The sequence below is a fragment of the Kitasatospora sp. NPDC056181 genome, from assembly GCF_042266225.1.
GTDB lineage: Bacteria > Actinomycetota > Actinomycetes > Streptomycetales > Streptomycetaceae > Kitasatospora.
Window position 1 is genome coordinate 25924 of the sequence record NZ_JBHJUK010000020.1, and the last position, 19389, is coordinate 45312.

Consider the following 19389-nt stretch of genomic DNA (forward strand, 5'->3'; position numbering starts at 1 on the left):
GGTGCGCGCACCGGCCGGGTTCACCTCGGCGGGGTGATGCCCGGCCGTGCCGGGCGCGGGCAGCATGGGAGTCGGAAGCCGCTCACCGAGCCGCCCGCCACGGACCGACGCCGTGGCCCGATCCGGGGGAGCATTCATGCGCTACGAGATTCGAGTCGCCGGCTGGATGTCGGACGTCCTGCGGCGCGAGGGCTTCCCCGACCTGGAGAGCTGCCTCCTCGCGGGCGAGACCGTCCTGGTCGGGCGCGTCGTCGACGAGGCCCACCTGTACGGGCTGCTGGCCCGCTTCCAGGCCCTGGGCCTGCGGGTCACCGAGTTCCGGCAGGTGGTCGAGTGAGCCCGTGCCCGCTCCCCGCAGGACGGTGGACCGGGCGCCCCGTGAGGGTGCCCGGTCCACCGTCGGCCGTACTGCCACCGTCGGCCGTACTGCCACCGGCCGCCGGGAGGGTCATCCGCCGGCGTCGCCGCCCGCCGTGCCGGACGGCCCGGTGACGGTCCTCTCCGTTTCCGTCCTGGGTTCCGTCCCGGGCTCCGCCCTGCCGCCGTGGACGATCAGCGCGTAGATCGCGATGACGTCGAGGGCGATGATCATCACCGACCAGACCGGGTAGGACGGGATGAACGCCATCTGCGCGAACCCGTTCAGGACCAGCACGCCGACACCGAACCAGCGGGCCACCTGCACCCGGGCCAGGATGCCCACGACGGTGAAGCCCTGGGCGATCGCGAGGGCGAGGATCGCCCAGCCCCAGGCCCGCAGGTCCCCGAAGACGTAGTGGGCGTTGCCGACGAAGACGTGCGAGCGGTTGATCGCCGCGATGCCGTCCAGGCCGTTGAACAGGGCGAGGACGCCCATGAGGACGGCGGCGAAGGTCAGCATCGCATCGGCGTGCGCCGCCGGTGACGACGCGGGCCGGCCGACCGGCTGCGCGTGGTGTTGTGCCGTTGCCATCGAAGGCCTCCGATCCGGGTCACGCCAGGGCGCGCGACTTCGCGCGCTGGTACTCCTCCTCCGTCAGGTCGCCGCTCTTGCGCAGCTCCGCCAGCTTGGCCAGTTCGTCGGCCGTGCCCGCCGAGGCGGGCTGCGAGGCGGCCGCGTCGCGCACGTACTCGCGGAACTCCTGCTCGTTCCTGCGGCTCTGGGCCGCCATCCGCATGCCCATGCCCCTGCCACGGGCGATCAGGTAGACGAACACCCCGAGGAACGGCAGGAGGATGACGAACACGCACCAACCGGCCTTGCCCCAGCCGTTCACGTCGTCGTCGCGGAACAGGTCTGCGAAGACCTGGAACAGCAACATGATCCACAACACCCAGAGGAAGAACCACATGGTGGTGAGGAAGATGTTCAACAGCGGATAGTCGTCCATCGTCTGTCTCCCGCCTCTCCCGGCATCGGAGGTGGGCCCGGTCCCCCGGTGAACGGGCCCGGTGCTCCGCTTCCCACGATCACGGTCCGCCGGCCTCCGCGCACCACCCCCAACGGGTGATCCGCGCGGGCTTGCGGACCGGCCTCCGACGTGCCGGGACGGGTGTTCAGGGCGAGCATGGGACGACACCCCTCGAAAGGTGGAATGCGATGTTCCAGCTGCTGTGGATACTGCTCATCGGATTCGTGCTGGGCATGATCGCCAGGCTCCTCCTGCGCGGCCCGCAGGCGATCCCGTGGTGGCTGACGATGCTGCTCGGCGCGGCCGGCGCCTGGCTGGGCAACGCGGTCGCCGGCTGGATCGGCGTCGCCAACACGAGGGGCATCGACTGGACCCGCCACGCGCTCCAGCTCGGCTTCGCCGTCGCCCTGGTCGCCCTCGTCGCCCCCGCCTGGGGCAGGTCCCGCCCCGGCAGGTGACCGCCCGGGCCGGCCCGGGCGGTCACCTGCCGGCCTCAGCCGACGTGGACGCGCGGGCGGCGGTTGCGGTCCGGCTCGGCCTCGCGCAGCACCTCGCGGGTGACCGGGGCGACCTCGCCGTGGCCGAACAGGAAGAACCGCAGGAACTGGGCGAAGGGGTTGCCCTCCGTCCACTCGAAGTAGATGTGCGGCTGCTGCCCCGTCCGGTCCCGGACCGTCAGCAGCAGTGCCGCCAGTGCGTTCGGCACGCTGGAGCTCTCCAGCGAGAGCACCCGGTACCGGTCGTGCAGCACCTCGCCGTGCACCCGCAGGACGGCCTCGAACTCCGACGGGTCCCGGACGGTGACCTCGACGAAGACCAGGTCGTCCTCGGCCGGGATGTCGTTGTCCGTGCGGATCTGCCGCTTCTTCTCCTGGTACTCCACGAGGTCCCGGCTGTTGGGCTCGTTGGCGATCAGCCGCAGCGGGCGGTGCGTGTAGTCGCGGACGAAGCGCTCCGCGGCCTCGTCCAGGACCACGTCGGTCACGCGCAGCTCGAACGCCCGCTTGAGCCGGGAGAGCAGCGAGAGCAGCATGATGCCGGCGATGAAGCAGGCTCCGATCTTGACGCCGTCCGGCCGCTCGGCGATGTTCACCGCCGTCGTGTAGAGGAAGACCCCGGCGATCACCGCGAACCCGATGGTCCAGTTGCGCTCCCCCGCCTTGTGGGCCGCGATGGTGACGGCGATCGCGGCCGAGCTGATCAGCACCAGGACGCCGGTGGCGTACGCGCCGCCCTGGGCGTCCACGCTGGCGTCGAAGATCCACGTCACCAGGAACGCGATGGCGGTCAGCACCAGGACGGTCGGGCGCACCGCGCGGGCCCAGGTCGGGGCCATGCCGTAGCGGGGCAGGTAGCGGGGCATCAGGTTGAGCAGCCCGGCCATCGCCGAGGCGCCGGCGAACCAGAGGATGAGGATGGTGGAGAGGTCGTAGATGCTGCCGAAGGTGTTGCCGAGGTACTCGTGGGCCAGGTAGGCGAGGGCGCGCCCGTTGGCCTGGCCGCCGGGCTCGAAGGCCGCCTTGGGGATCAGCAGGGTGGTGATGAAGCTGGTGGTGATCAGGAAGACGCTCATGATCAGCGCGGCCGTGGTGAGCAGCTTGCGGGCGCCGCGGATGCGGCCGGTGGGCTTCTCCTCGGTGTCGTCCGGGTCGCCCTCGATGTGCGGCATCACCGCGACGCCGGTCTCGAAGCCGGACAGGCCCAGCGCCAGTTTGGGGAAGACCACCAGCGCGACGCCGATCATGGCGAGCGCGTTGCCGTGTTCGGCGGTCAGCGCGTCCACCCAGTCGCCGACCAGGTGCGGGGCGCGCAGGACCTCGTAGAGGCCGGTCGCGACCACGACCACGTTCAGCGACAGGTAGACGGCGACCAGGACGACGGCCAGGCCGATCGCCTCGCTGAACCCCTTGAGGAAGACGCCGCCGAGCAGGGCCACCAGGACGAGCGTGATCAGCACCTGCTTGCCGGAGAGGGCACTGCTCAGATGCGGGTTCTCCACCAGGTGCGCGGTGGCGTCGGCGGCCGACAGGGTGATGGTGATCATGAAGTCGGTGGCCGCGAAGCCGAGCAGCGTCAGGACGAAGAGCTTGCCCTTCCAGAACGAGAGCAGCCGCTCCAGCATCGCGATCGAGCCCTCGCCGTGCGGGCTCTCCTTCGCCACCCGCCGGTACACCGGCAGCGCGCCGAACAGCGTGACGAGCACCAGCACGATGGTGGCCACCGGCGACAGCAGTCCGGCCGCGAGGGCGGCGATGCCCGGCTGGTAGCCGAGCGTGGAGAAGTAGTCCAGGCCGGTCAGGCACATCACCCGCCACCAGCGGGCACCCTTGTGCTCGACGGGCGCCTGGGCGTGCGGGCCCGGGTGCTGCTTGGCCATGTCCGTCAGGCCTTCGAGCAGCCAGGCCCGCAGTCGCTGCCGTACCGACGGCACGGCGCCCGGACCGACCGAAGCTGACGAGCTCACGTAGTCCCCTGTCCACGACTGTCCACGACGCCGGCCGCCCACCCGCACGCGGCTCCCGACCTCCGGCCGCCGGACGGACGGCCCGGTCAGGCTATGTGACCTGCTCCCCCGCGGCCGGGAAGGCTGCGGGCGCGCCCCGGCGCGTCGCCCGCTCGGCGCCCGCCCCGCGCCTGCTCCCCGCCTGTTCCTCGCCTGTTCCGCGTCCTGGGGAGCCGCCCCGCACCGCGGTGGAGGGGGCGGGTCCCGGGCGCGGCTAGACTCGCTCGACCGAAGTGAACAACTGTCCGGCCGGACGAAGGCGCCGACGGCGCGGCACGGCCGGGGATCGCGCGAGGGAATAGAACATGGTCGAGGCCTCCCCCAAGGTCGTTGTCGTCGTGCCCACGTACAACGAGCGGGAGAACCTCCCGGTCCTCGCCGGGCTGCTCGCGGACCTCAAGCTGCCCGGCCTGCACCTGCTGGTGGTCGACGACAACTCTCCCGACGGCACCGGGGAGGTCGCGGACAAGCTCGCCGCGGACTCCCCCGGCACGATCGGCGTACTGCACCGCACCGAGAAGGACGGCCTCGGACGCGCGTACATAGCGGGCATGACCCGGGCCCTGGAGGAGGGCGCGGACGTGGTGATCCAGATGGACGCCGACCTCTCGCACCCGGCCTCGGTGCTCCCGGTGATGGTGGAGACCCTGATGGCCGACGACACCGCCGTGGTGATCGGCTCCCGCTACGTACCGGGCGGCTCGACCGCCGAGGAGTGGCCGTGGCACCGCAAGGCGCTGTCGGCCTGGGCGAACTTCTACGTCAACACGATCCTCAGCCTCGGGGTCCGGGACGCCACCGCCGGGTTCAAGGCCTGGCGGGCGGAGACCCTGCGGGCCATCGACCTGCCCTCGGTGAACAGCAACGGGTACTCGTTCCAGGTCGAGCTGAACTACCGGGTCGTCAAGCGCGGGCTGACCATCCGTGAGGTGCCGATCCGCTTCGAGGAGCGGGTCAAGGGCGCGTCGAAGATGAGCCTCGGGGTCCAGATGGAGTCCGCGATGGCACCGTGGAAGCTGCTCCGCGACCAGCGCAAGCAGCCGTAGCCCCCGCCCCGGCGGCCACCGGGCCCGGCTCTTTCGGGTAGCGGTCCGGCGCTCCGGCGGTGGAGACGGCCGTCACGGGGAAGGAAGGGCGGCATGGCCCTTCTTCCGGAGACCTTCGCGACCGCACTGCGCCGCGGCGCCCGAGAACCCTTCGTCGTCCAGACGATCCGGGCGACGGTGGCCGCCACCCTGTCGTACGCGGTGGCCACCCGGCTGAGCAGCGAACCGGCCCCGCTCACCGCTCCGCTGACGGCGCTGCTGGTGGTCCAGGTCACCGTCTACTCGACGCTGACCACCAGCATCCGCCGGGTCAACTCGGTGGTGGTCGGGGTGCTGATCGCGATCGGGTTCAGCTCGGTCGTCGGGCTCTCCTGGTGGAGCCTCGGGCTGATCATCCTGGCCTCACTGACGATCGGGCGGTTCGTCCGGGTGGACGAGTTCGTCCAGGAGGTCGCGATCAGCGCGATGCTCATCCTGGGCGTCTCCCAGGTGACCTCGCAGGCCTGGGACCGGGTCCTGGAGACCCTGATCGGCGCCGTCGTCGGGCTGCTGTTCAACCTGGTGTTCGCACCGCCGGTCTGGGTGGACACCGCCGGCGAGTCGATCGAGGACCTCGCCCGGCGCGCCCGCCACCTGCTGAACGGCATCGCCGAGGAGCTCGGCCGGCCGACCCCGGTGGAACGCGCGGCCGAGCGGCTTCACGAGGCCCGCCGGCTCGACCAGGCCATCGCGGACGTCGACGGGGCGCTGCGCCAGGCCGAGGACAGCCTGCGGCTCAACCCGAGGATCAGCGAGGGCCTGCTCTCCCGGCTGGTGCTGCGCACCGGGCTGGACACGCTGGAGATCTGCGTGGTGGTGATCCGGGTGCTGGCCCGCTCGCTCACCGACCTGGCCAAGCGGCGCGCGCCCGGCGAACAGCTGTTCCCCGCCGAGGTGGCGGTGGCGCTGGAGGAGCTGCTGGCGCACGTCGGCGGGGCGCTGGTGAGCTTCGCGGTGCTGGTCACCACCCAGGTGAGCAGCAACGCCGAGGAGGCCGAGCAGCGGCTCACCGCCGAGCTGGCCGCCGCCTGGGCCAGCCGGGAGAACGTCGCCCAGCTGCTGCTGCGGCAGGTCCAGCAGCACCCCGAGGCCTGGCAGCTGCACGGCGCGCTGCTGGCCGAGGTGGACCGGATCCTGGACGAGCTGGACCTCGAACACCGCGGCCGACGGCTGATGGAGGAGCTGGACCGGGCGTCGGTGGCGAACCGGGAGCGGTTCTCCCGGTTCGCCTGGCTGCGCCGGCTGGCACGCGGCGAGCGGCTGCGCGCCGGCCGGCTGCGGCCCGCCGGGCTGGCCCGGCTCTGGCGCGGACGCGAGCACCGGGCGGGATAGCCCGGACGGGACACGCGCGGGCGGGGTGCAACCGGGGGGTGCACCGGGCGGGACAGGCACGAACGGGTGGCACGCGCGGGGTGGTGGCACGGGCGGTTGTGGCGCCGTCCGTCAGGGCATCGACCAGGGTTCCTGAGGGAGCGGCCGGCCGCTCTCCAGGTAGGTCTTCAGGTTGGACAGGACGGCCGACCAGCCGGCCTCGGCGTCGGCGCGTTCGGCATCGTCGGCGAGCCGGTCGTGGGTGACGGTGAGCCGGGTGAGGTCCAGGTGTCCCTGGAGCTCGAAGGTGACCCGGGACGGGCCGCCCGGGCGCTGCTCGTCCGGGCCGGCCCAGGTGGTGACCAGCCGGTGCGGGCGTTCGGCGGCCTCGACCGTGCCGGCCACGTCCACGGTGCCGGAGTCGTCGGTCCGCCGGTGCTCCCAACGGGCACCGGGCAGCCAGGTGGAGACGTTGCGGTGGTCCCAGTAGACGGCGGACTCGTCGGCGTTGGTGAGCGCGTGCCAGACGTGCTGCGGGGTGGCACGGACGTAGAGGATGCAGCGGTAGGGCGCGGCTGTCACGGTCTCACCCCCGGGCGGCGTCGAGGAGCGGCTGGATCTCGATCTTCCGCATCTGCAGCATCGCCGCCATGACGCGGTCCGCCTTCTCCCGGTCCGGATCGGCGATCAGCTCGTTCAGCACCCGGGGGGTGATCTGCCACGAGAGGCCGTAGCGGTCCTTGAGCCAGCCGCAGGCGCTCTCCTGGCCGCCGTCGGCGGTGAGCCTCTCCCAGAGCTCGTCCACCTCCTGCTGGTCGGCGCACTCGACCTGGAGCGAGACGGCCTCGGTGAACGGGAACAGCGGGCCGCCGTTGAGGGCGGTGTACTGCTGGCCGTGGAGTTCGAAGGTGACGGTCATGACGCTGCCCGCCGCGCCGGGGCCGGTCGCGCCGTAGCGGGTGATCTCGGTGATCCGGGAGTCCGGGAACACCGAGGTGTAGAAGCGGGCGGCCTCTTCGGCCTGGTGGTCGTACCAGAGGAAGGTGGTGATTTTCTGCATGCGCCCGACGGTAGCCGCGGCCCCCGGCCGGGCGGCCTCGCCACGGCCGGGGGTCACCGGTTCGGCGCCGCCCCGCCCGTGTGCGGGCCCGCCCGGGCGGGGTCGGGTCAGTGGACCCGGCCGGCGTAGCGCCGGGTGAAGCGCAGGCCGGTGGCGGCCGTCACGACGACGTCGTAACGGCCCTGGCCGTCCAGCGGCCAGGCCAGGTCGACCTGCTTGCCGGGCTTGACCCAGACGGTCTGCGCGGTGCCTGCGTAGTCGTTGGGCGTGGCGGTGAAGGAGAGGTCGGTCATGCCGTCGTTGACCAGCTGGAGGGTGAGCCGGGAGGAGTTGCTCAGGTCGGCCGTCACGATCGGCACGCCGACGTCGTTCTGGCCGTCCGGGCCGTCCGGGGCGTTCCGTCCGTCGCGGATCACGGTGCCGGCGAAGCGGCGGACGAAGCCGTCGGGGCCGTGGACGGTGAAGTCGTAGCGGCCGTTGGTGGCGGCGGCGTCCCAGACGTACGTGGCGGTGGCACCCGGGGCCACCGTGTGGGGCGTGCCGGCGAACGGGAGCAGGATGTTCGGGTAGACGGTGTAGGGGAAGGCGACCGTGCCGTCGTTGCTCATGGTGCAGGTGACCCTGCCGGTCCTGCGGTCCACGTCGGCGTCGGCCCAGGGCTGGTAGGGCAGGTGGCGGTGCGGCCGGTCGCCGCGCTCCTGGACGGGCATCGACTGGGTTCCGGCGGCGGGGAGTTGGACGCCGGGGAGCTTGGTCCCGGCATCAGCCCTGGCCATCAGGGCGTTGGTGTCCGGCAGTTGGGGTATCGAGAGGTCCGGGGCGGCGAAGTCGAAGCAGCTGGTGAGGTCCCCGCAGACGGCTCGCCGCCAGGCGGAGATGTTGGGCTCGGCGACACCGGTGACCTGCTCCATGAAGCGCAGCACCGAAGTGTGGTCGAAGACCTGGGAGTTGACGTAGCCGCCGCGCGACCAGGGCGAGATGACCCAGAGCGGGACGCGGTTGCCGAGGCCGATCGCCCGGCCCTGGGTGAACTCCTCCGGCGTGCCGGGCTCGGGGGTGGGCGGGACCATGTGGTCGAAGTAGCCGTCGTTCTCGTCGTACATGACCAGGAAGACGGTGTGCTGCCAGACCGCCGGGTTGGACATCAGCGACTGCAGCGCGGTGTTGACCCAGTGCGCCCCGTACGCCGGGCCGGCCTCCGGATGCTCGGAGAAGAGGTAGGGCGCAACCAGCCAGGAGATGGTCGGCAGGGTGCCGTCCTTGCAGTGGGCGTCGAACGCGGCCGGGTCGAACTTGGTCATCGCGTTGACGTAACGCGGGTCCGTGGCGGGGAAGTCGTGGAACTGCTTGAAGTAGGAGAGGGCGTTGTCGTCGTAGTCGCCGGTCCGGTCGTCCTTGCTGGGGTTGTGGTAGACGCGCCAGCTGACGCCCGCCGCCTGGAGGCGCTCGGCGTAGGTCGTCCAGTCGGCGACCGGGTTGTCCGTCACCGGGGTGTTGTCGATCCAGGGCCCGGTGGTGCCGTCCCGGCCCGGACCGGCGGTGCCCGTCCAGAGGTAGAGGCGGTTGGGGTCGGTCGGGCCCGCCAGGGAGGTGAAGTAGGCGTCGCAGATCGTGAACGCGTCGGCCAGCGCGTACTGGTAGGGGATGTCGGCGCGGGTGAAGTAGCCCATGGTGCGCTCGCCCTTGGCGGCGACCCACTTGTTCATCGCGCCGTTGTTGATCGCCTGGTGGCCGGTGGCCCAGTCGTGCGGCAGGCCGCCCGCGTTCTGCGCGTTGTACTGGGAGGTGTCCATCCGGTACGGCAGCATCACGCCGCCGTCGGCGCGGCGGGCGTCGGGCTGGCGGAACACGTCCGTCCCGTCCGGGAACTGGAGCGCCTGCTTGTCGCCGAAACCGCGGACGCCGCCCAGCGTGCCGAAGTAGTGGTCGAAGCTGCGGTTCTCCTGCATCAGCACGACGACGTGCCGGACGTCCTTGATGGTGCCGGTGAGACGACCGGCGGCGGGTGCGGGTGCGGCGTCGGCGGGCGTGGCCGGAAGGCCGACGACGGCGGCGGCGCCGGCGGCCGCGGTGGCACCGACGAAGGTGCGGCGGGAGAGTTCGGACATGGCGAACGGGCCTCTCGGGGGTGGCGGAGGTGGATCGGCGGATGCGGCGCGAACGAGGGCCGCGCGGCCGTCAGAGCTGGAAGGTGGCGACGGCCGCGGCCGTGTCGGAGGGCCACTCGTTGGCGGCGAGGGCGGCCGGGTCCGTACCGGTGGCGGGCCAGTCGGCGACCAGGGTGTGCGCCTCGGCGAGCTGCAGCGGCCCGGCGTACAGGACGTAGTCGATCCGGTCCTGCGGCTCGGCCCTGCCGTCGGCGCGCTGCCTGCGGGTCGGCGACCACGTGAAGCCGGGCGCCTTGGCCGGGTCGCGGTTCTCCTCGCGGAAGCTGTCGGTCAGTCCGGCGGCCTGGAGCACGGTGGTGACCGGCCAGGCCACCGGGCCGGCGCCGCCGTGCGTGGCGGCGGTGGCGGCCGTCCAGTCCAGGTGCGAGGGCGAGGACAGCGCCCCGGCGACGACCACCGGCCTGCGGCCCGCGGCGTCCGCCCGGACGGCGTCGGCCAGCGCCCTGGCCTGCCGGAGCCGGACGGAGGCGTTCTCGCCGGCCAGCACCTCGGCGGCGCCACGACCGTCCTGCACGGCGTACGGGCCGTAGTCCGCCTCGTCCAGGTGCGCGGCCCAGAACCGGACGCTGCGGCCGCCGGGAAGCTGGACGGTGGCCCCGGCGGCGGGGAGGTCGGCGGTCACCGGGGTGACGGCGGTCAGCGGGTAGCGGCTGAGGATGCCCACGCTGCCCTGGCTCTGGTAGGCGTACCAGCCGAGGGCGTCGGCGAGGGCCCGGGCGGCGGTACCGGCGGTCTCCTGCAACGCCAGCACGTCCAGCCCCTGGGCGAGGACGACGCGAAGCTGCTTCTCGGGCGCGTCGGTGTAGCCGGCTCCCGCGTCGGCGAGGTTCCAGCTCGCCGTCTTCAGGCGCAGCGGGCCCGCCGGGTCGGCGACCGGGATCTGCACGGTCACGGTGTCGGAGGCGCCGGCGCTGTCCCGGACTCCGACGACGACCACCTCGGGGTTCCTGGTCGGACCTGCGGGCGCGGTACCGGCGACCGTGCCGTCGGCGGCCACCGAGAGCCAGCCGGCGCCGCTGATCCGGCGGAAGGCGGCGGTGCCCGCCGGGTTGCCCGCCGGACGGGACCAGAGGCCGCCGAGCCTGACCGAGACGGCGGCGCCGGGGGCGACCGGGGCGGTGGTCAGCGCGTCGACGGCGCTGTGCGGGCGGACGACGGCGGGCTTGGGCCGGAAGGTGAACGGCTCCGTCTTCGCCAGGATGCCGTAGCCGTCCTTGGCCAGCAGGTAGGCCGTGTACGGGCCGCCGGTCAGCGCCGCGGTGTCGAGCTGGACGTCGCCGGCGGCGCCCGGGGTGTACTTCCAGAGCAGCGAGCCGCCGTTGCCCGGCTGGCGGGTGCCGTCGTAGATGCCGACCCAGTTCTTGGCGTCGGGGGCGTCGGTCGTCCAGTGGAAGGCGAGCCGGTCGCCCTCGACGGGGCTGGCGGGTGAGGTGGGCGTCAGGGCGCTGCCGGTGGCCACGGTTGTCCTGTCCGCCGCGCTCGGGCAGGCCGGCCCGGCTGGGGGTGCGGGCGGGGCCTGGGCCGTCGGCGGCTGGTCACGGAGGGGGGAGGGAGGCGTTCGCAGTTGGCTGTACAACTGCGGACGGCCCCCATTCATCCGAAGATCGGCAACCGGGACGTGAACGACGCATGACGGACTATCGGGCGATCCGGGAACTCCGGGGCGTCCCGGGTGGGCCGGGTGACGCGTGACGGGCTGACGGGTGTGACGGGCTGACGGGTGTGACGGGCGTCGGGGCGTCGGGGCGTTGGGCGATGAGCGAAACGTGTTGGGTGACTGCGTGGCCGGCTGCGCCGGGATGACAGGGAGTCAGGGGCGAGTGGCCGCGCGCCGGGACCGTGCCAGGACCGCGCCGGAACTGCGCCGGAACCGCGCCGGGACGCCCGTTGCCGTCGGCGGACCCGGGCATGCGGACCCACGCCGGGGGCCGTCATGACTGCCAGGTCGTCAGGCCAGGGTGAGGAAGAGCTTCTCCAGCTCGGCCTCGCTCATCGGCGGGGTGTCCGCGTCGGCACCGGCCATGCACTGGCGCATGCCGCTGGCCACGATCTTGAAACCCGCCCGGTCGAGGGCACGGGAGACGGCCGCCAGCTGCGTGACGACGTCCTTGCAGTCCCGACCCGCCTCGATCATGGCGATCACCCCGGCCAGCTGCCCCTGGGCCCGGCGGAGCCGGTTCAGGACCGCGCCGACCGCCTCGTCGTCCACCTTCATGCCTGGGCTGCCTTCCTCTACCGACCGGGCCCCCAGTGTACCCCGTGGGGTATGACGACGACCTGGGCCGGCCGGGACGGTCGGGCAGCCGGAACGGTCAGGCGGCCGGAACGCCCGGGCCGTCGGAACGCTCTGCCGCCGGACCGCGCAGGGGTGGCCGGGCGCTCAGCGCCGGGCGGGCGCTCAGGGCCGGACGGGCGCTCAGGGGTGGCCGACGCTCAGGGCCGGGCGAGGCGGCGCTCCCCGCCGGCACCGGGGGCGTAGTCGAGCTTGTAGTGCGCGAAGACCTCCGGTTCGTTCTCGGCCGGCAGGACGTCGTCGGTGCCGATCGAGGGCGCCTCCTTGACCAGGGACTTCGGGAACGCCACCCGTACGTACCCCGGTCCGAGCACGGCGCCGTCCAGCGGGACGAACACGAGCCGTCGCCGCGAGGGCAGGCCGACCGTGACCGTGGCGAAGAACGGCTGGTCACTGGCGGTCTCGACGTAGACGGATTCGAGCGTGCCGATCCGGCGGCCCTTCTCGTCGATCACGGCGCGGCCACGCCACTCCCTGATGTCCGCCGCCCCGATCATCACGTCCTCCCGTCACCGGCCCGTTCAGTTGGCGCTGTCCGGGACTACCCGTCCATCGTGCTCCGGTCCGCCCTCCCCCGCCCGGCGGGGCTGCCGGCCGCGCCGGAGAGCGTCCGGCCGGGGTGTAAGCAGCGGGAACAGTGCGGCCGGCCCGGCCCCCGGCCGTCCCTTAGAGTCCGGGCCATGCTGAACGGGATGGGAGCGCGAGAGCTCTACGAGGGCCTGCTGGAACACGAGGGACCGGACGCGTACGCGGACGTCGTCGTGCCGTGGCTCGACCGGGCCCGGGGCGGATACCGCGCCGCGCTCACGGTGGCGGCCGAATGCAACGGATGGTGGACCGCGAAGCGCACCGACGCCGGCATCCTGGGCCTGCACCGACAGCTCTACGCCCTGAGCCGGGTGAGCGACCTCCTGCTGCGGCCGGCAGCACTCCGACAATCCGGTGGACATCGCCCCACCCGGACTCGCCTTCCCGGACCACGAGTACCTCGGGCTGTTCGGCGCCCTCGGCATGACACCGTCCGGGGCCGGGGCCTTCGACCCGCTCCTGCACGAGATCGTCGAGGTCGAGCAGGCCGACGACCCCCGGTCACCGATCGAGATCACCGGGACGCTCTGGCCCGGCCTGATCCTCGGTGACCTGGTGTTCGGCCGGGCGGGCGTCCGGGTCCGGGCGGGTGCCGACCATGCGCAGCACGGTGCAGCCGACCGCTCGCCGCTGTACTGGAGCTTCCGGCGCCGCCACCGGCCGACCGTCGACCTCTCCCAGGGCTGGGGCGGCAACTCCCAGTGGGGGACCAGCCTCCGGCTCGACTACCGGACGCCGGCCGGCGACCGGCTCAACGTGGACGGCGACCGCCCGATCGACGGCAGCACGGAACCGGACCCCGACCACCCGGCCGACCTCGGCCCGGAGGAGCGGCTGCTGACACCCCGCGAACGCCGCGACCTGCTCCGCCACCGCTGCCTGCTCCGCACGCCCGAAGCCGCCGACGAGCTGGCCGGCCTCGCCCCCTGGGAGAGGGACCTCATGCCCTTCCGCTGGGTCCTCCCCGCCGACGAGGAGTGAGCGGCACCCGTCAGGCTTTCCGACCGCGGAGGTGGCACCTCGGGCCGTCCGACCGCGGAGGTGGCACCTCGGGCCGTCCGACCGTGGAGGTGGCACCGACCGGGCGTCGGGTGGGCCCGGGCTCCGGGGGACCCGGGCGTCAGAGGGCGGCGGCGGGCGGCGGGCGGCCTGCGTGGGCGCGCAGGACGTGAACGCGCCGGAGGCCAAGGAGCGCGCAGGACGTCAAGGAACGCGCAGGACGTCGAGGAGGGGTGGATCGACCGGCCATGGCAGGCCGGTGGCCGCGGTGGCGGCCAGGCGGAGGGCGCCCAGGAGGGGCGGGCCGTCGGGCCGCTGGAGGTGGGCTCCGCGGAGGCGGGCGGCCACGGCGGCGTGGGTGGCCCCGCGCAGCCGGGCGAGCCGGAAGAGGCCTCCGGTCAGGGCGAGCCGGGGCTCCGTGAGCCCGGCGGCGGTGGCGGCGGCCGTCGCGGCGGCGACGATCTCCTCGGCGGCACGCCGCACGATCCCGTCCGCGACCGGGCAACCGCCCTCGGCCGCGGTGGCGACGTCCGGGGCGAAGGCCGCCAGCAACGCGGCGCGGTCGGGGCGCGGCTGGAGCGCGGCGGGCAGTCCGGTCACCGGGCCGTAGCGTCGTTCGGCCGCCGCCAGCAGCGCGGGCGAGCCGCCGGTCCGCCCGTCGTAGGCGCGCAGGGCCGCCTCCAGGCCCGCGCGCCCGATCCAGCCGCCGCTGCCGCAGTCGCCGAGCAGTTGGCCCCAGCCGTCGGCACGCCGCCAGCCCGCGTCCGGGTGGTGGCCGACCGCCACCAGGCCGGTGCCGGCCGCGACCACCACACCCGGCCGAGTGCCGAGCGCGCCCGCGTACGCGGTGACGGCGTCGCCGGCCAGCACCAGCCACTCCGCCCCGGTCGCGCGGGCCAGCGGACCGGGGAGCCCGGCCGCGAGGTCGCGGCCGAGCAACGCCATCCCGGTCGCGCCGACGGCGACGGCGCCGATCCGCGCGCCCGCGGGCAGCCCGGTGACCAGGGCGTCGAGGGCGGGGAGCAGCTCGGCGAGGAGCGCGTCCGCGTCATGGCCGGCCGCGCCGACCCGCACGGGCGCGGCGATGTCCCGCGTCCGCGCGTCGGCGAGCCCGGCGGGCCAGGTGCCCGGCGCGAGCGCGAGCCGGATCCCGGATCCGCCGACGTCGATGCCGACCACCCAGCGGCCGGCCTGCGGGGCGGGGTCGTCTCCGGACATCGTCAGCATCCCTCGGTCACGGTACGGTCCACCGGCGGCAGGGAGTGCGGCAGGGAGTGCGCCCGCCCCCTCGGCCGGCGCCCGGGACGGCCTGACGGTCAAGGCCTGCTCCGAGGTCCCGTCCACGGCGTCCCTCCCGCTCGGTGGGGCTCGTCCACGTCGTCCCGGGACCTCCCCGCGGGCGGCCTCGGCAGCCCACGGCGCGCCGGCCCCGGGTGTGTCCGAAGTGTGCCACCACAGCCCCGGGGAGGGGGACCCCGCCGCGCACCGCGGAGCCGTCCAGGGAGCGGACGGAGAGGCTCACCGAGCTCGCCCCCGGCCTGCCACGGCCACGGCAGCAGCGCCGCCTCGCACCGGCGGACCGCGGCGCGCGGTGCTCCGGCAGCGGCCTCTTCGACGGGCCGTCCCGGACTTCGGCGGTCGGGTCAGGACTGGCGGCGTACGACAGGTGGCGCATCGGCTCCACGGTCGACCCGCGAGGACGGCGCGGCATCCTCGATGCTCGCCGCGCACCCCGGAGAAACCCGCCCGGGCGACCCTGACGACGGATATGCTTCCGACGATTCAGGAGATCGCGAGCGATCCGGGGGTGCCATGGAGCGGCCGTTGCTGTTCCTCGATGTCGACGGCCCCCTGAATCCCTACGCCGCGGAGCACGGGAGACGGCCCGAGGGCTACATGACCGTCCGCATCCCGCGGAAGGACGGAGCCGCCGGGGATCCCGGGAGGCCACGTGCCCGCGTGCGGCCGGAACGGATATGGCTCGACCCCCGTCACGGGCGGGCCCTGCTGGCGCTGGACTACGAGCTGTGCTGGGCCACGGCATGGATGAATGACGCGAACAGGTGGATCGGACCCGTGCTCGGTCTGCCCCGGTTGCCGTTCGTCGACTTCGGCGAAGCCCTGCTCAACGAGCGTCCCGACGGCGTCCATTGGAAGTCCGGGCCGTTGGTGGCGTACGCCGACGGCCGCCCGTTCGCGTGGGTGGACGACGAGCAGGGCGACGCGGATCACGCCCACGTGGCGGCCGGCCACGGCGCACCCGCACTCCTCCATCACGTCAATCCGCGGATCGGCCTGCGGAACGAAGACTTCGCCGCCCTCGCCGCCTTCGCTGCATCCCTCCACCCGCCGCGGGCCGGCCTCTCGCCCTGACGGCGTCCCGGCCGACGCCCTGGCCGGCGTCCCGGACGTGCCTCGACGTGCCTCGGACCTGCCTCGAACCTGCCTCGGACGGCGCCTCAGCCGGCGTCGAGGAACTCCGCGACCAGTCCGGTGAACCGTTCCGGCTCCTCCACCCACGGCCGGTGGCCGGAGCGGGCCAGCACCTCCAGCCGGCTCGCGGGGTGGCAGGCGGCCACCGCGCGCGCCGGTGCGGTGCCGATCATGCCGTCCGAGGCTCCGGCCACCACCAGGACGGGAGTGGCGGCGGCGCCCAGCCGGGCGATCCGCCCGGGCAGGGCGGCTCCGGCGGCCGAGCCGGCGTAGAAGGCCTCGCGCAGCCAGGGCAGGGTGGCGGCGTGCTCGGGCCGGTACTCGGCTCGACGCCGCTCTTCCCAGACGTGCCAGAAGAACGGCACGATCCGGCGCTGGAGTTCGACGAGTGCGACGCCTTCGTGGCCGCCCTCGGCGAGCAGCCGGTCGGCCTCGGCGGCATCCGGGTACCAGCTCTCGCCCGCGCGGGCGGCGCGGAGGGCGGCCAGCTCGGCCGGGTCGGGCTCGCGGCCGGCTCGGCCGACCGGTGCGACCAGCACGGACCGCCGGATCCGGGCCGGGTGGGCGGCCTGGTACTCCTGGGCGGTGAGGCAGCCGGCCGAGTGGGCGAGCAGATCGATCCGGTCCAGGCCGAGGTGGCGGCGGAGCGCCTCCACGTCCCGGGCCTGTTCGACGAAGGACACGGTGGAGCGGTCGGCCGGCGCCTCGGAGCGCCCGGTGGCACGGGCGTCGACCAGGACCAGCCGGCGCCGGCGGTCGAGACCGCCGAGGTCGCCGAGGTAGCGCACGTCCATCCCCGGACCGCCGCCCAGCACCACCAGCGGGTCGCCCTCTCCGGTGAGTTCGTAGCTGATCCGGGTGCGGTCGTACGAGGAGAAGCTCGGCATGGCGGAAACGATCACACGCCCGCCCCGGAGCTGTCATCACCGTTCCGCATAGTGGTCCAGACCATTTCTCCGGGGCCGGCGTGACCGGCGTGGCTTTGCCTGACCGGCCTGACGCCGTGACACCCGGCCCGGCCCGGCTCAGCCGGCCGGGCCCCTCGGCCTCTCCTCGTCCACGATCTCGGCGTCGACGACCTCCTCCTCGCCGTCCGGCGCGGCCGCGGCGTCGTCCGACGAGCCGGATTCGGGCCGGGCGCCCGCACCGGCGGAGGCCTGGGAGTAGATGGCCGTGCCGATCTTCTGCGCGACGAGGGCCGCCCGTTCCATCGAGAGCCGTACGGCGGCGGCGTCCTCGCCCTTGAGCTTCTCCTTGAGGTCGCCGAGGGCGGCCTCCACCTCGGCCTTGACATCGCCCGGCACCTTGTCGGGGTTGTCGGCCAGCATCCGCTCGGTCGAGTAGACGAGTTGCTCGGCCTGGTTGCGGATCTCCGCGGCCTCCCTGCGCTGCCGGTCCTCCTCGGCGTGCTGCTCGGCGTCGCGCATCATGCGCTGGATGTCGTCCTTCGGCAGCGAGGAGCCGCCGGTGACGGTCATCTTCTGCTCCCTGCCGGTCCCGAGGTCCTTCGCGCCGACGTGCATGATGCCGTTGGCGTCGATGTCGAAGGTGACCTCGATCTGGGGCAGGCCGCGGGGCGCCGGCGGCAGGCCGGTCAGCTCGAACCCGCCGAGCCGCTTGTTGTACGAGGCGATCTCGCGCTCGCCCTGGAAGACCTGGATCTGCACGGACGGCTGGTTGTCCTCGGCCGTGGTGAAGATCTCCGAGCGCTTGGTCGGAATGGTCGTGTTCCGCTCGATCAGCTTGGTCATGATGCCGCCCTTGGTCTCGATGCCGAGGGACAGCGGGGTGACGTCGAGCAGCAGGATGTCCTTGACCTCGCCCTTCAGCACGCCCGCCTGGAGCGAGGCGCCGACCGCCACCACCTCGTCCGGGTTGACGCCCTTGTGCGGGTCCTTCCCGGTGAGCGACCTGACCAGCTCGGTCACGGCCGGCATCCGGGTCGAACCGCCCACCAGGATGACGTGGTCGATGTCGGAGACCTGGATCCCGGCGTCCTCCACCGCCTGGTGGAACGGCCCCTTGCAGCGCTCCAGCAGGTCGGCGGTCAGCTGCTGGAACTGGGCCCGCGTGAGCGTCTCCTCCAGGTGCAGCGGACCGTCGGCGGAGGCGCTGACGTAGGGCAGGTTGATACCGGTCTCGCTCGCGGACGAGAGCTCGATCTTCGCCTTCTCCGCCGCCTCGCGCAGCCGCTGCGCCGCCATCTTGTCCTTGGCGAGGTCGATGCCGTGGCCGTTCCTGAACTGCTGCACCAGGTGGTCGACGACCTTCTGGTCCCAGTCGTCACCGCCGAGGTGGGTGTCGCCGTTGGTGGACTTCACCTCGACGACGCCGTCGCCGATCTCCAGCAGCGAGACGTCGAAGGTGCCGCCGCCGAGGTCGAAGACCAGGATCGTCTGGTCGTTCTCCTTGTCCAGCCCGTACGCGAGCGCCGCCGCGGTCGGCTCGTTGACGATGCGCAGCACCCTCAGCCCGGCGATCTCGCCCGCCTCCTTGGTGGCGGTGCGCTGGGAGTCGTTGAAGTACGCCGGGACGGTGACGACGGCATCGGTCACGTCCTCGCCCAGGTAGGCCTCGGCGTCGCGCTTCAGCTTCTGGAGCACGCGGGCGGAGATCTCCTGCGCGGTGTAGCGCCGACCGTCCACGTCCCCCGCCTCGGGGAAGCGCCACCCTGCGTCGCCGACGTGCCGTTTCACCGAGCGGGCCGTGCGGTCGACGTTGGTCACCGCCTGGCGCTTCGCCACCTCGCCCACCAGCACCTCGCCGCCCTTGGCGAACGCCACCACCGAGGGCGTGGTGCGGGCGCCCTCCGCGTTGGGGACGACCGAGGCTTCGCCGCCCTCCAGGACGCAGACGACGGAGTTGGTGGTACCCAGATCGATTCCGACCGAGCGAGCCATCGCTGGCCTCCCTTGGGTACGGCCCCACCGGACCGTGGGACTTGAGCCGGACCGTGTCAATTGTCGCTCCGCCGTGGGCGCCCTGCCCGCCCCCGGCCGGCCAGCCACGTCCCGGCTGCGGCTCCGGCTGCGGCTCCGGTTCCAGGGCGACGTGCGGCCGGCCGGGGCAGACGCGCCGGAGGAAGGCCCACCGGCCCAGGCGGTACAGGAATCCAGGCGGTACAGGAATGTGGCCATGGGGGGAGCAGACTCCTTCGAACGACGTTCGGCAGGTGCGTGCGGCGGGCGCACCCGTCGGCCAGCCGGCCCGGGTCTCCCGCAGCCCGGCCATCCTCGGCCGCCGGAGGGCCCCGCGTCGTCATCGCTGCGCAGACACTTCGCGTACTGCGTGCGCAGTAGCGGACCCACCCGAACGATGCATCGCCGGCCTCCCACGGGAGGCCCGGTCCTCCCCCACCGGAGGGAGTCTCCGGCCCCGGCAACAGCGCCCCGGGCCCCGCCGGCGCGGACCCGCCGTACAAGCGGACCCGCCGTACAACGAGGGCCCGTCGTACAACCGGGGGCCCACCCGGCGGCCGGATGCCACGCCCGCCGGGCAGCGGGGCGGGCCCGGCGGGCCCCGGGTCACCCGGCCGGGCGGTGACAACGGGCCGGGGTC

Annotated in this window: 18 protein-coding genes; 6 read left to right on the forward strand and 12 right to left on the reverse strand. The window is 73.5% G+C overall.

All coding sequences use genetic code 11. The features are described from left to right. Positions 1 to 136: 136 nt before the first annotated feature. Entirely contained in the window at positions 137 to 337 is a 201-nt protein-coding gene (locus tag ACFC1F_RS11065; RefSeq protein WP_148640799.1) for a hypothetical protein, read from the forward strand. Between the two features lie 111 nt (positions 338 to 448). Here ACFC1F_RS11065 and ACFC1F_RS11070 read toward each other — a convergent pair whose 3' ends face one another. Beyond that, the gene (locus ACFC1F_RS11070; protein ID WP_376157226.1) at positions 449 to 952 is read right to left on the reverse strand and encodes a hypothetical protein; all 504 of its coding nucleotides are present in this window, start codon (positions 950 to 952) and stop codon (positions 449 to 451) included. Positions 953 to 971: 19 nt separating this feature from the next. After that, positions 972 to 1370 (reverse strand): SHOCT domain-containing protein, encoded by a 399-nt coding sequence (locus ACFC1F_RS11075; RefSeq protein WP_376157227.1) that lies wholly within the window; start codon positions 1368 to 1370, stop codon positions 972 to 974. Between the two features lie 209 nt (positions 1371 to 1579). On the opposite strand from ACFC1F_RS11075, the gene ACFC1F_RS11080 reads away from it, so the two are divergent. Continuing rightward, entirely contained in the window at positions 1580 to 1849 is a 270-nt protein-coding gene (locus tag ACFC1F_RS11080) for a GlsB/YeaQ/YmgE family stress response membrane protein (RefSeq protein ID WP_376157229.1), read from the forward strand. A 35-nt stretch (positions 1850 to 1884) separates the two neighbouring features. Here the strand turns inward: ACFC1F_RS11080 and ACFC1F_RS11085 are convergent, their stop codons facing one another. Continuing rightward, on the reverse strand, positions 1885 to 3768 hold the full coding sequence (locus ACFC1F_RS11085) for an amino acid transporter (protein WP_245204440.1): 1884 nt from the start codon (positions 3766 to 3768) through the stop codon (positions 1885 to 1887). 431 nt (positions 3769 to 4199) lie between these two features. On the opposite strand from ACFC1F_RS11085, the gene ACFC1F_RS11090 reads away from it, so the two are divergent. Continuing rightward, positions 4200 to 4940: a polyprenol monophosphomannose synthase gene (locus ACFC1F_RS11090; RefSeq protein ID WP_376157231.1), complete on the forward strand. Its 741-nt coding sequence runs from the start codon at positions 4200 to 4202 to the stop codon at positions 4938 to 4940. A 93-nt stretch (positions 4941 to 5033) separates the two neighbouring features. Next, positions 5034 to 6311 carry an aromatic acid exporter family protein gene (locus ACFC1F_RS11095; protein ID WP_376157233.1) on the forward strand — a complete coding sequence of 426 codons (1278 nt, stop codon included), beginning with the start codon at positions 5034 to 5036 and terminating at the stop codon, positions 6309 to 6311. A 111-nt stretch (positions 6312 to 6422) separates the two neighbouring features. Here the strand turns inward: ACFC1F_RS11095 and ACFC1F_RS11100 are convergent, their stop codons facing one another. The 6 genes from ACFC1F_RS11100 to ACFC1F_RS11125 form a co-directional block, all read right to left on the reverse strand. Next, the gene (locus tag ACFC1F_RS11100; protein WP_376157234.1) at positions 6423 to 6872 is read right to left on the reverse strand and encodes an SRPBCC domain-containing protein; all 450 of its coding nucleotides are present in this window, start codon (positions 6870 to 6872) and stop codon (positions 6423 to 6425) included. Positions 6873 to 6876: 4 nt separating this feature from the next. Further along, the gene (locus ACFC1F_RS11105; protein WP_376157236.1) at positions 6877 to 7350 is read right to left on the reverse strand and encodes a VOC family protein; all 474 of its coding nucleotides are present in this window, start codon (positions 7348 to 7350) and stop codon (positions 6877 to 6879) included. 107 nt (positions 7351 to 7457) lie between these two features. Next, positions 7458 to 9458 carry a phosphocholine-specific phospholipase C gene (locus ACFC1F_RS11110; protein WP_376157238.1) on the reverse strand — a complete coding sequence of 667 codons (2001 nt, stop codon included), beginning with the start codon at positions 9456 to 9458 and terminating at the stop codon, positions 7458 to 7460. Between the two features lie 70 nt (positions 9459 to 9528). Then, positions 9529 to 10977: an endonuclease/exonuclease/phosphatase family protein gene (locus ACFC1F_RS11115; RefSeq protein ID WP_376157240.1), complete on the reverse strand. Its 1449-nt coding sequence runs from the start codon at positions 10975 to 10977 to the stop codon at positions 9529 to 9531. 489 nt (positions 10978 to 11466) lie between these two features. Next, positions 11467 to 11733: a metal-sensitive transcriptional regulator gene (locus tag ACFC1F_RS11120; RefSeq protein WP_209410959.1), complete on the reverse strand. Its 267-nt coding sequence runs from the start codon at positions 11731 to 11733 to the stop codon at positions 11467 to 11469. A 218-nt stretch (positions 11734 to 11951) separates the two neighbouring features. Then, positions 11952 to 12308: a PRC-barrel domain-containing protein gene (locus tag ACFC1F_RS11125; RefSeq protein WP_376157242.1), complete on the reverse strand. Its 357-nt coding sequence runs from the start codon at positions 12306 to 12308 to the stop codon at positions 11952 to 11954. Positions 12309 to 12753: 445 nt separating this feature from the next. On the opposite strand from ACFC1F_RS11125, the gene ACFC1F_RS11130 reads away from it, so the two are divergent. Then, complete coding sequence (locus tag ACFC1F_RS11130) at positions 12754 to 13380, forward strand: hypothetical protein (RefSeq protein WP_376157244.1); 627 nt, start codon at positions 12754 to 12756, stop codon at positions 13378 to 13380. Positions 13381 to 13602: 222 nt separating this feature from the next. On the opposite strand, the gene ACFC1F_RS11135 is transcribed toward ACFC1F_RS11130, so the two are convergent. Next, the gene (locus tag ACFC1F_RS11135; RefSeq protein WP_376157245.1) at positions 13603 to 14616 is read right to left on the reverse strand and encodes a BadF/BadG/BcrA/BcrD ATPase family protein; all 1014 of its coding nucleotides are present in this window, start codon (positions 14614 to 14616) and stop codon (positions 13603 to 13605) included. A 594-nt stretch (positions 14617 to 15210) separates the two neighbouring features. On the opposite strand from ACFC1F_RS11135, the gene ACFC1F_RS11140 reads away from it, so the two are divergent. Continuing rightward, a complete protein-coding gene (locus ACFC1F_RS11140; protein ID WP_376157302.1) occupies positions 15211 to 15771 on the forward strand; it encodes a hypothetical protein in 561 nt (186 codons plus the stop codon). An 86-nt stretch (positions 15772 to 15857) separates the two neighbouring features. Here the strand turns inward: ACFC1F_RS11140 and ACFC1F_RS11145 are convergent, their stop codons facing one another. Then, entirely contained in the window at positions 15858 to 16718 is an 861-nt protein-coding gene (locus tag ACFC1F_RS11145; protein ID WP_376157246.1) for an alpha/beta fold hydrolase, read from the reverse strand. Positions 16719 to 16856: 138 nt separating this feature from the next. Next, on the reverse strand, positions 16857 to 18731 hold the full coding sequence (gene dnaK, locus ACFC1F_RS11150; RefSeq protein ID WP_376157248.1) for a molecular chaperone DnaK: 1875 nt from the start codon (positions 18729 to 18731) through the stop codon (positions 16857 to 16859). Positions 18732 to 19389: the final 658 nt, after the last annotated feature.